Annotated in this window: 9 protein-coding genes; 2 read left to right on the top strand and 7 right to left on the bottom strand. The window is 62.8% G+C overall.

The window, feature by feature from the left end; all coding sequences use genetic code 11:
* Positions 1–11: 11 nt before the first annotated feature.
* The 5 genes from ACTJKL_RS21205 to ACTJKL_RS21185 form a co-directional block, all read right to left on the bottom strand.
* Entirely contained in the window at positions 12–1,370 is a 1,359-nt protein-coding gene (locus tag ACTJKL_RS21205; RefSeq protein WP_440853724.1) for an esterase-like activity of phytase family protein, read from the bottom strand.
* Between the two features lie 70 nt (positions 1,371–1,440).
* Entirely contained in the window at positions 1,441–2,532 is a 1,092-nt protein-coding gene (cya2, locus tag ACTJKL_RS21200; protein ID WP_440853723.1) for an adenylate cyclase Cya2, read from the bottom strand.
* A 245-nt stretch (positions 2,533–2,777) separates the two neighbouring features.
* Entirely contained in the window at positions 2,778–3,929 is a 1,152-nt protein-coding gene (gene rnd / locus ACTJKL_RS21195; protein WP_440853722.1) for a ribonuclease D, read from the bottom strand.
* Between the two features lie 81 nt (positions 3,930–4,010).
* Positions 4,011–5,441 (bottom strand): multicopper oxidase family protein, encoded by a 1,431-nt coding sequence (locus ACTJKL_RS21190; RefSeq protein ID WP_440853721.1) that lies wholly within the window; start codon positions 5,439–5,441, stop codon positions 4,011–4,013.
* Positions 5,442–5,574: 133 nt separating this feature from the next.
* Positions 5,575–6,903: an MFS transporter gene (locus tag ACTJKL_RS21185; RefSeq protein ID WP_440853766.1), complete on the bottom strand. Its 1,329-nt coding sequence runs from the start codon at positions 6,901–6,903 to the stop codon at positions 5,575–5,577.
* Between the two features lie 209 nt (positions 6,904–7,112).
* On the opposite strand from ACTJKL_RS21185, the gene aspS reads away from it, so the two are divergent.
* Positions 7,113–8,900 carry an aspartate--tRNA ligase gene (gene aspS / locus ACTJKL_RS21180; RefSeq protein WP_440853720.1) on the top strand — a complete coding sequence of 596 codons (1,788 nt, stop codon included), beginning with the start codon at positions 7,113–7,115 and terminating at the stop codon, positions 8,898–8,900.
* Positions 8,901–9,073: 173 nt separating this feature from the next.
* On the top strand, positions 9,074–9,454 hold the full coding sequence (locus ACTJKL_RS21175) for a rhodanese-like domain-containing protein (protein ID WP_440853719.1): 381 nt from the start codon (positions 9,074–9,076) through the stop codon (positions 9,452–9,454).
* A 125-nt stretch (positions 9,455–9,579) separates the two neighbouring features.
* Here the strand turns inward: ACTJKL_RS21175 and groL are convergent, their stop codons facing one another.
* The gene (gene groL, locus ACTJKL_RS21170) at positions 9,580–11,208 is read right to left on the bottom strand and encodes a chaperonin GroEL (RefSeq protein WP_440853718.1); all 1,629 of its coding nucleotides are present in this window, start codon (positions 11,206–11,208) and stop codon (positions 9,580–9,582) included.
* Positions 11,209–11,341: 133 nt separating this feature from the next.
* Positions 11,342–11,560, bottom strand: a complete 219-nt coding sequence (locus ACTJKL_RS21165; protein WP_100672147.1) for a hypothetical protein — start codon at positions 11,558–11,560, stop codon at positions 11,342–11,344.
* Positions 11,561–11,648 lie beyond the last annotated feature (88 nt).

The raw sequence follows: 11,648 nt of genomic DNA, 5'->3' as shown, positions 1-11,648 counted from the left end.
CACTGCGCCACTTATTCGGCCTTCAGGAATTCGCCGACTTCGAGCAACACGAATTCATTGTCGTCCGCCCTGTCGAGCGAACGCCCGGCGGAGAATGGCAGGTTGTTGTCGTTGCCGACGATGATATGCGTTTCGTCCACGCGATCGACATTCTCGATGGTGACGAAGGGCATGTCGTAATAGCCCTCGCCGCCGCCCTGGCGCTTGCGGTTGTTCGGATCGGCGATTTTCAGCAGGTCGACATAGCCGATCTTGTGCACGGCCTTGCCGACGTTTTCGTCGCTCATGGCGATCTTGTAGACACGCTTCAGCTTCGATCCGACGGCGAAGCAATCCGGCTGCGGGTTCTTGGGATCCGCGCAGGCCTTGTCGACGGTGCCGGCGCCGTTGTCGCGCTCGATCACCAGCGCGGTCTTCTCGTCGAGCATGTTGAAGTCGCCGATCGCTTCGCCGCCTTCGGCGAGTGGATACAGCCAGCTGCGCCCGGTCCAGGCCTTGCTGCCGGCGTCAAGCTCGACGATCCGCAGCGCCGGCCGGCCCTCCGCCTCTTCCACCGACTCGCTGTCCGCCCAGATCGGGCCTTCGAGCAGTCCGTAGAGCTTCGCGCCGTCCTTCGAAAGTGCCAGCCCTTCGTAACCGCCGGAGCGCTTCAGGTTGAAGTCCGGTGCCTCCTTGGAGGGATCTCCCTGCAGCGTCAGTGCCGGATTGTCCGGCGAGAGCACGGGCTTGCCGTCGACGACGGTCGCAATGACATCGGTGAGCTTGCCGTCAAGGTCGAACTTCAGGATGTAGGGTCCGAATTCCTCACCGACCCAGAAACCGTCGGCCACCGGCTGGATCGATTCGACGTCGAAGTCGCCGCCCGTGAGGTAGCGGGTGGCCGAGCCTTCCATGACGATGGGGAAGGGCGCCTTGCGCTCTGGGTCGGACAGGAACAGGGTCTTCAACGCCTCGACCTTGCCGGCGTCCCAGTCGATCTTGAGGTGGTGGAGCATCAGCATTGCGTCGGTCGAGTTGAGCTTGTTGCCGAAGCCGTTGTCCGAAAGGCTCCAGAAAGTGCCGTCCTCCATCGCCTTGATGCCGGAGAAGCCCTGCATCGGCTGGCCGTTGAAGGGCAGCGACAAACCGGTCGGGCGAACGCCATCCTTGCCCGCGACGCTGCCCAGTTCGACGGCGCGCTTGCGGTCGGCAGTCGAGAACTTGCCCGAGGTCTTGAGGTACTCCGCGGCATCCGCCGGCGCGGCGATAATGGTGTTTGCGGGAAGGATCGCGTGCGCCTCGAGCGTTGCAGGAAAGGCCTTTTCCTCGGCAAGCGCGGCGCTCGACGCCAGAAGGGTTAACGCCATGGCGGCAAGGATGGGTTTCGTCATAAGTTCACCTCGGGTTGGAGTGCAGGTGAACCCGATAGGCGGCTTCGATGACAGCTGTTTGAAGTTTGTCTTACAGCGAGGTGAATGCCCCGACGGACGGACTGCTAACGGGCTTCCCGTCTGGGTCCAGGGCGCCGTCGCCGCTGAGCGGACCGGCCGTGAGCGACAGAACCGCGAGCTTCTGGCCACGACCTTTGACCTCATGCTCGCCGAGATCCTCGGCGCGCACGAAGAGGGGCGGGCGCAAGCGCCGCAGCAGATCGGCTGAGATCAAGACCTGACGGTCGAGCGTTCGGCACAGGCCCTCCAGGCGTGCCGTCGTGTTCACGGTGTCGCCGAAATAGGTGATCTTGTGTTTGTCGACGCCGATCTCCGCGGCAACGATCGTGCCGCCATGCAGAGCGGCGCGCAGGCGCGGCACCTCGCCGTAGTCTTTTCGCCAGCGACGGGCGTCCGCTTCGATCTGCTCCAGAATGTCGAACACGCAGCGGATGCAGGCTGCATCCGCGACAGCGCGATCGTAAGGCCAGGTGATCACGGCAGCGTCGCCGACATAGTCGTCGATGGATCCGCCATAGCGCAGCACGGGATCAGCCATGGCTGCAAACAGCTTTCCCAAATATTCCTGCATGCGCAGGTCACCGAAGCGCTCGGCAAGCGATGTCGATCCGGCGAGATCGATGAAAAGAAACACGCGTTCCTCCTGCACCGGCTTGCGGTATCGCCCAGTCAGGAGGCTCAAGAAAATATCGCGGCCGAGCAATTCGCGCACCCTGAGCACGAATATGATCGGACCGGAGGTCGCAAGTGCGTACACCAGCACATTGAGCGATGGCAGCATCGCGTCCGTCCTGCTTTCACGCATGACGCCGGCGACGTGCAAAAGCAGCCCGGCGGCTGCATATCCGACGTTGACGAATATGAAGTAGACGGCGAGGGACGAGAGAAGAAACGCCGGCGTCGGCGATCCGTGGATCCTCCGGTAAAGGCGCCGGAAGATGATGTGCCGTTCAAAGGCGAGAATCGGCATGCACATGAAAAGCGCATAGGTTGCGCCGATCAGACCGCCGCCGCCGTAGACGACCCACGCATAGGCCATGCCGCTCCCGGCGACGACGAGCAGCAACAGGATGATCTCGAGCGTGGAAAATCTCCAGCGCATGTGACAGCCTCGAAAACGAGAATATACAGCGCCGCACGTGTTATCAGGCACGCAAAGGTCGCTGGAGAGAGTGGAATTGCTACATGTTTTGTCCTCAAAGGACACATGCAGTTGAAGCATGCGGGGCCGGCGGTCCCGCTCGGCATGTCGAAACGGCTGATCGGCGCCGTTTTGCGGCGAGCAGCCGTCGAAACGACTCGGCTAAGCTCAGATTCGGGCGGAAAATTGTCGTCGAGCGGCGGTTTTCAACCGCCGATTTCCACCGCCTCGACCTTTTTGTCGACAAAGCGCAATGCCACCTCGCCATTGATGAGTTTCAGCGCCGTCATGCCGAAGAGCTCACGCCGCCAGCCTTTGAGGGCGGCGACGTCGGCGCCTTCGCCCTCTGCTGCGATCCTGTCGAGATCTTCGCTGTTGGCGATGATCTTGGCCGCGACTCCCTCCTTTTCGGAGATGAGTTTCAGCAGCACCTTGAGCAGCTCGCTCGCTGCCGCAGCGCCCTCGGGTGCGTGGTTCTGGCGCGGCAGACGAGGCAGCTCGCCCCTCGGGATCGCCAAGGCTTCGCCGACGGCCTCGATGAGGGCCGTCCCTGCGCTCGAGCGCTCCCAGCCCTTGGGAATGGTCCTGAGGCGTCCGAGCGCCTCGGCATCCTTCGGCTGCTGCTGCGCGATCTCATAGATCGCATCATCCTTGATAATTCGCCCGCGCGGCACGTTGCGAGCCCGCGCCTCGCGTTCGCGCCACGCCGCCACCTTCTGCAGGACGGCGAGCTCGATGGGCTTCTTCACCCGCATCTTCAGCCGCTGCCAGGCATTGTCCGGGTGGAGGTCGTAGGTTTCCCGGCTTTCGAGGATCGCCATTTCCTCCGCAAGCCAGGAGGAGCGTCCCTCGCGATCCAGTTCCTTGGTGAGGTACTGGTAGATATCCCTCAGATGCGTCACGTCCGCCAGCGCATAGTCGAGCTGCTTGTCGGTGAGCGGTCTGCGGCTCCAATCGGTGAAACGAGACGACTTGTCGATCTGCTCGTTCTTGATGCGGTTGACGAGTTGATCATAGGAAACGCTGTCACCGAAGCCGCAAACCATCGCGGCCACCTGCGTATCGAAGATCGGATGAGGAATGAGGTTTCCGAGATGATGGATGATCTCGATGTCCTGCCTGGCGGCGTGGAACACCTTCACGACATCCGGGTTGCTCATGAGCGCGAAGAACGGGGCGAGGTCGATTCCGGGTGCCATCGGATCGACGATCACTGCCATATCCGGGCTTGCCATCTGGATGAGGCACAGCACCGGCCAGAACGTGGTTTCGCGCAGGAACTCCGTATCGATCGTAATATAGCTTGAACGGGCCAGCTCTTGGCAGGCGGCCTCAAGATCTGCTGTCGTTTGAATCATCGGGCTTTAATCACTGTGGCAAAAATGCGGCTTTGAGTTTCCCCGTGTACCGTTTCACGGCACCTGTCACAATGGAAATTGTCAGGCGACCCGGAAATAAGCCGACATCCCGGTCTTTTGATGTTCGATGATATGGCAATGGAACACCCAGTCGCCGGGATTGTCCGCGACCAGTGCGAGCTGCGCCTGTTCGTCCGGCAAGAGCAGGATCGTGTCGGTCGGCGGCGGCAACAGGCTCCGCTTGTTCGAGGCGAGAACGCGGAAGCTCAGCCCATGCAGATGGATCGGATGGGCATGCGGCGTGCGGTTGGCGATCTCCAGCACATAGCTTTTCCCGAATTTGAGTTCATCGATCGGGGCGACCGGGTCGGGCGTGTCACCGGGCCAAGGTACCTTGTTGATCGCCCAGAAAGTATAACCGAGCGAGCCGCAGATCGAGGCGGCCGGTTCGTGCTCGGCCGTTGCAGTCAGTTCGATCGGAATACGCCTGGCCGTGGAAATGTCGGTTTCGGCAATAGGGTTTGCGGGCAGGGGTGCGATATCCCGGAGGTCCCGCTTCAGCGAAGTGCCGACTGCCCGGAAGGCTGCGATCGTCCAGGGGCTGGAGCCGCGAAAATTGCCAAGCCTTGCCCGCTGGCCCTCGCCTTGCGGCATGCGAAGCGCTAGGTCGACGCGCTGGCCGGGGCCGAGGTCGAGCCGGTCGAGCGCGAAGGGGATTTCGACCGGGTTGCCGTCGAGCGCGATCACCCGGGCCTCAGCGCCTTCGAGCCCGATCGTGTAGATGCGCGTGACGTCGGTTGCGGCGATCCTCACGCGGACGAGCCCGCCGGCGGGAGCGTCGTAGACCGGCTCGCGCTGCCAGTTCGCGGTTCTCACCGTTCCATAGGTCCCGCCGCGCGCCGCATCCCGCGGTTTGAAAGGGGCGATGAACTCGCCGCTGGCGCCGAGCCGCCAGTCCCTGAGGTTGAGAACGATCTCGGAATCGAAGGTCGGATCCTCCGGGTTCTCGACGACGATCACGCCGGTCAGGCCGCGCCCCATCTGCATCAGCGTATTGCAGTGCGGGTGGTACCAGAAGGTGCCGGCGTCGGGCGGTGTGAAGAGATAGTCGAACCCGTCGCCGGGATAGACATAGGGCTGCGTCATTTCCGGCACGCCGTCCATCGCATTGGCGATCCTCAGGCCATGCCAATGAACGGTCGTCGGTTCGTCGAGACGGTTGACCAGTCTCGCCGCGAAGGGTTCGCCCTTGCGCATCCTCAAGACGGGCGGCATGGCGGCGCTTGCCGGGTTGCCGGGATCATGCAGGATGACCCGGGGATCATGCGCCATGGCCCGGGGATCATAGGTCATGGCCCGGGGGGTGATGCCGCCGGCCACTATCTGTGCCTCCGTGAACCGCGCCGTCAGGATCTGCGGATCGGGGGCTGCGCCCGCCCTCGCGGCAAGGCCGGCGCCGAGCGCGCCGCCAAGTGCGGCTGAACCCTGGAGAAACATTCGGCGATCGAGCATCTGTATCTTGCTTGTCTGTTCCGGAAGAAGGGGCAAAGCCGATCGGCCCCCGAAAAATGATCCGGCCCGTTATTAAACCTGATTTTCAGTTTCAGCAATTCGGCAGCCCACGCCTCGTTGCCACCCTGTTGGATCAAGGCTCTTTCCGCGTCTGGCCGCCCGCAAGCTTGTTGAAGAAGGACGATGTGCGCAGAAGGCTGCGAAACGGCATCGACCTTTCCTCGGCTGGAACGGGTTTGCGCGCAGTCATGCGCCGGATCGTATAGGCCATGAAGAGCGCCAGGATTGCTGCCGTATACATGAAGAGCACCGGCGGTTCGAAGATCTCGAGTAGGAAGGATGCGAGGAGCGGCCCGATGATGGCTCCGAGCGACCAGAAGAAGAGCATCCCGGCGGAAACCAGCGCATGCTGGCCTTCGGCCGCATGGTCGTTGGCATGCGCGGAGCAGAGCGAGAAGAGCGGCATCGCGAATGCGCCGAAGGCGAAGATGCCGGCGAAGTTCAACCACTCGTCGTTCCCGGCGACGAAGGCGAGGAAGAGCCCCGCGAGAAGGGAGCCGAAGGTGGCGATCAGGATGATCAGCCTGCGGTCGATCCGGTCGGAGTAATACCCCAGCGGATATTGAAGCACGACGCCGCCGATGATGCCGGCGCTCATGAAGGTCGCGATCGCCGTCACCGAAAGGCCGATCTCCTGCGCATAGATAGGGCCGAGCGAGCGGAACGCGGCATTGGTGAGGCCGACGACGATGCAGCCGATGGTGGCCAGCGGCGAGATGTTCCAGAGCGCCTTCACGTCGAAGCGTATCGCTTCCGGTGCAACCGGGCTCGACCGGTCGGCAAAGGAGATCGGCACGAGCGAAAGCGTCAGCGCCATCGAGATGATGGCGAAAAGCTCGAAGCCGCCGATTCCGATGCCGGGAATTGCATATTGTGCAGCCGTCACCGAGCCGAGATCGACGAGGCGATAGATCGAAAGGGTGCGCGCGCGGTTGCCGTTGGTGACGCTGGCATTCAACCAGCTCTCGACCGTAGCGAAGAGGCTCGCGAAGCAGATGCCGGCGACGAGCCGCATCAGGAACCAGAACCACGGATCGATGACCAGCACCATGGCGATCGCAGCGGCGGAGGCGATGGCTGCCATCGCCGAAAAGGTGCGGATATGGCCGATCGCCCTCAGAATGCGCGTGACGTAGACGCAGCCGATTGCAAAGCCGACATTGTAGCCGGCGCCGATTACGCCGATCAGCGAGGTCGAGAAGCCTTCTTCGAGCGCTCTCAAGGAGATGAACGTGCCCTGCAACCCGTTGCCGCCGATCAGAATGCCTGCGGTGACGAGCAGCGGGATGAGCGGGCGAATCTGGGACATGGAACAGAAGGCATCCGATTGCGGCCGCGACTCGCGCGATACGCGACCCTTGCCCCTGTTTAACCGTGGCTGACGCGCGGGAACAGTAGCAATTTGTGACCACCCGTGTCCAAATTTGCGCGGTACCCCTCGCGGCCGTGGTCGACGCGGGCAACTTGTACGACCAGGCCGGCGCTCCTGCCGCCGGCGCGCCGCGGCCTTGACAAAACCGGCGCATCATGCGCTTTTCCGCCCGACTTTGACCTGCCGCCCTGCGCCGTTCTGCGAGCTGCGCGGCCTTTAAGCAATTCCGGGACTATACGATGCACCGTTACCGCAGCCACACCTGTGCCGCCCTCCGCAAGTCGGATGTCGGCTCCACCGTTCGCCTTTCCGGCTGGGTTCACCGCGTCCGCGATCACGGCGGTGTGCTCTTCATCGACCTGCGCGACCATTATGGCATGACCCAGGTCGTCGCCGATCCGGATTCGCCGGCCTTCAAGACCGCCGAGACCGTGCGCGGCGAATGGGTCATTCGCGTCGACGGTGCCGTCAAGGCGCGCACCGACGATACGGTCAACAAGAACATGCCCACCGGCGAGGTCGAACTCTATGCCCGCGAGATCGAGGTTCTCTCGGCCGCCAAGGAACTGCCGCTGCCGGTGTTCGGCGAGCCGGACTATCCGGAAGACGTGCGCCTGAAATACCGCTTCCTGGATCTCCGCCGCGAGACGCTGCACAAGAACATCGTCAGGCGCACCGAGATCATCGCCGCCATGCGCCGGCGGATGGGCGACATCGGCTTCACCGAATATACGACGCCGATCCTGACGGCCTCTTCGCCGGAAGGTGCGCGTGACTTCCTGGTGCCGAGCCGCATCCACCCTGGCAACTTCTATGCGTTGCCGCAGGCGCCGCAGCAGTACAAGCAGCTTCTGATGGTCGCCGGCTTCGACCGCTACTTTCAGATCGCGCCCTGTTTCCGCGACGAGGATCCGCGCGCCGACCGGCTGCCCGGCGAGTTCTACCAGCTCGACCTCGAAATGAGCTTCGTCGAGCAGGAAGACGTCTGGGACGCCATGGAGCCGATGATCCGGGCGATCTTCTCGGACTTCGCCGACGGCAAGCCGGTGACCGACAAGTTCCCGCGCATTCCCTACGACACGGCGATCCGCAAATACGGTTCCGACAAGCCGGATCTGCGCAACCCCATCGAGATGCAGGAAGTCACGCAGCATTTCGCCGGATCCGGCTTCAAGGTCTTCGCCAACATGATCGCCTCCAATCCGAAGGTGGAGATCTGGGCCATTCCCGCCAAGACCGGCGGCTCCCGCGCATTCTGCGATCGTATGAACGCCTGGGCCCAGAGCCAGGGTCAGCCGGGTCTCGGCTACATTTTCTGGCGCAAGGAGGGCGAGAAGCTCGAAGGCGCCGGTCCGCTGGCCAAGAATATCGGCGAGGAACGAACCGACGCGATCCGCACGCAGCTCGGCCTCGAAGATGGCGACGCCTGCTTCTTCGTGGCTGGCGAGCCGGCGAAGTTCTACAAATTCGCCGGCGAGGCTCGCACCAGGGCCGGCGAGGAACTGAACCTCGTCGACCGCGATCGCTACGAGCTGTGCTGGATCGTGGACTTCCCGTTCTATGAATGGAACGAGGAGGAAAAGCGTGTCGACTTCGCCCACAACCCCTTCTCGATGCCGCAGGGCGGTCTGACCGCGCTTTCGAGCGACGATCTCCTGTCGATCAAGGCGTTCCAATACGACATGGTCTGCAACGGCTTCGAGATCGCCTCGGGCTCGATCCGTAACCAGTCGCCGGAACTGATGGTCAAGGCTTTCGAGAATGTAGGGCTGAGTCAGGCCGACGTCGAAGAGCGGTTCGGCGGTCTCTACCGTGCGTTCCAGTACGGTGCCCCGCCGCATGGCGGCATGGCCTTCGGCATCGACCGCATCGTCATGCTGCTCGTCGGCGCCAAGAACCTGCGCGAGATTTCGCTGTTCCCCATGAACCAGCAGGCCCAGGATCTGCTGATGGGCGCGCCTTCTCAGGCGACGCCTGCGCAACTCAGGGAACTCTCGATCCGACCGATCCCGCAGAAGAAGGATTGATCTTCTTCGACACCGAACGAACCCGGCGATGATCTCGCCGGGTTTTTTTGATCCGGTTCCTGTTGCGAAGCGCGGGAGGAGTGTGTCCCCGAACGCGCTCCGTGACGCTCGCCTTGACAGCGGATGTTTCGAGGCGTTTCCTTTCCGTGCAAACCATCGGTTGGAGGGGAACAATGATCAAGACCGTCAAGGATCTGCTCGCGGAAGCAAACGGTGCAGTCCCGAAATTGTCTCCCGCCGAGGCGGCCGAGAAGATGCGCGCCGATGATGTGTTGATCGTGGACGTCCGTGATCCGACAGAAGTCCAGCAAACCGGCAGGATCAAGGGGGCGGTAAACGTCTCGCGGGGGATGCTGGAGTTTCGGGCAGACCCGGAAAGCCAGTACCACAATCCGGTCTTTCAGAAGGACAAGACCATCCTTCTGCATTGTGCCTCCGGCGGCCGTTCCGCTCTTGCGGGCAAGACCCTGCAGGACATGGGATACTCGGCCGTCTACAACATCGGCGGCTTCAAGGATCTGGCCGAGGCGGGCATCGATACAGACCCGGCGTGAACGCGCGCATCGAACGGAACTTCGCCCCTCGTCGGCCTCGCAAGTAGGCGAAGGCGTCTCGCGGGGCGCTCCGCCTCCGGCATACGTTGCTGGCGCTCCCCGCCTGCGCCGCCCGCGGACGCTTCTCAGAAGTCCATTCCGCCGCCAGGCGGCATCTGCGGCTGCCCGTCCTTCTGCGGTTTCTCGGCGATCATCGCTTCCGTCGTCACGAGGAGACCGGCGATGGAGGCAGCGTCCTGAAGCGCGGCGCGCACGACCTTCGCCGGATCGATCACGCCCATTTGGAAGAGATCGCCGAATTCTCCGGTCTGTGCGTTCCAGCCAAAGGCGAAATCCTGTTTCTCGCGCAGCTTCCCGACGATAATCGATCCCTCGGCGCCGGCGTTCTCGGCGATCTGACGCACGGGTGCCTCGATCGCGCGGCGGACGATCTCGATGCCCACGCGCTGGTCGTCATTGGCGGTCGCAAGACCGTTGAGCACACTCACGACCCGCAACAGCGCCACGCCGCCCCCGGGCAGAATGCCTTCCTCGACCGCCGCGCGCGTTGCATGCAGCGCATCGTCGACCCGGTCCTTCTTCTCCTTGACCTCCACTTCGGTCGAGCCGCCGACGCGGATGACGGCGACGCCGCCCGCGAGCTTGGCAAGCCGCTCCTGCAGCTTCTCCCGATCATAGTCCGAAGTCGTGTCCTCGATCTGCGCCTTGATCTGTGCGACGCGGCCGCCGATGTCCTCCTTCGATCCGGCGCCGTCGACGATTGTCGTCGTCTCCTTCTCCACCATGATGCGTTTCGCACGGCCGAGGGTATCCATCGTGGCGTTTTCGAGCTTGATCCCGAGTTCCTCGGAAATCACGGTGCCGCCGGTCAGGATCGCGATATCTTCCAGCATGGACTTGCGACGGTCGCCGAAGCCCGGGGCCTTGACCGCAGCGATCTTCAGGCCGCCGCGAAGCTTGTTGACGACCAGGGTGGCGAGCGCCTCTCCCTCGACATCTTCGGCAATGATCAGGAGCGGCTTGCCGGATTGGACGACGGATTCGAGGATCGGGATCATCGCCTGCAGGTTGGAGAGCTTCTTCTCGTGAAGCAGGATATAGGCGTCTTCCAGCTCCACCCTCATCTTTTCCTGATTGGTGATGAAATAGGGGGACAGATATCCCCGATCGAATTCCATTCCCTCGACGACTTCGAGTTCGATCTCGGCGGTCTTGGCCTCCTCGACGGTGATCACGCCCTCATTGCCGACCTTTTCCATGGCTTCGGCCAGGTAGCGGCCGATCTCGGCATCGCCATTGGCCGAAATCGTCGCCACCTGGGCGATTTCGGCATTTTTGGAGACCTTCCGGGCATTGTTCCTGAGTTCCTTGACGATCGCCTCGACGGCAAGATCGATGCCGCGCTTCAGATCCATCGGGTTCATTCCCGATGCGACGGCCTTGGCGCCCTCCCTGACGATAGCCTGCGCGAGTACGGTGGCCGTGGTGGTGCCGTCACCGGCGATGTCGCTGGTGCGCGACGCCACTTCGCGCAGCATCTGCGCGCCCATGTTCTCGAACTTGTCCTCGAGCTCGATTTCCTTGGCGACCGAAACCCCGTCCTTGGTGATCCGCGGTGCACCGAAGGACCTGTCGATGACGACGTTCCGTCCCTTCGGTCCCAGAGTCACGCGCACCGCGTTGGCCATGATGTCGACCCCGCGCAGCATCCGATCGCGGGCATCGCTGGTGAATTTGACTTCCTTGGCAGCCATTTATGCCTCCCTCCACACGGAATTCCCGAATGTCTTCGTGCTTCTTTCGCGTCCCGCCGGCACGCTCCTCCTGGAGCGCCGCGTGTCGGCGGGGAGCAGGGCATGCCGTGCTTCCCGCCGCTGCCGATTGCATTCACTCCTCGTCGTCGGCGGGCGTCAGGATATCGATCAGCGCCGCAACGCGGCCGGCCGGAAGGTGGCGGCCTTCGCCGATCAGCGCCTCGTCGTTGTTGACCCATGCTATTGCTTCGGCAAGTTCACTCGCGGTCGCGCCCGTCGCGAGAAGTTCAGCCATCAGCGTTTCGTCGACAGGGCCGAGGATGGCGGTGATATCCGAATGCTTCAGTCCCATGGCGTCCTCCTTCCGCTTGGTCGGTCGGGAATGCGCAAACTGTCGGCACGCGAAAAATAGATAGGCGATCGCGTGCGAGCATCAAGCA

Source organism: Sinorhizobium sp. 22678 (assembly GCF_052044265.1).
In the GTDB taxonomy this organism is placed as follows: domain Bacteria; phylum Pseudomonadota; class Alphaproteobacteria; order Rhizobiales; family Rhizobiaceae; genus Sinorhizobium; species Sinorhizobium meliloti_A.
Note: the sequence above shows the minus strand (reverse complement) of the source record. Positions and strands in the feature narration are given on the sequence as shown.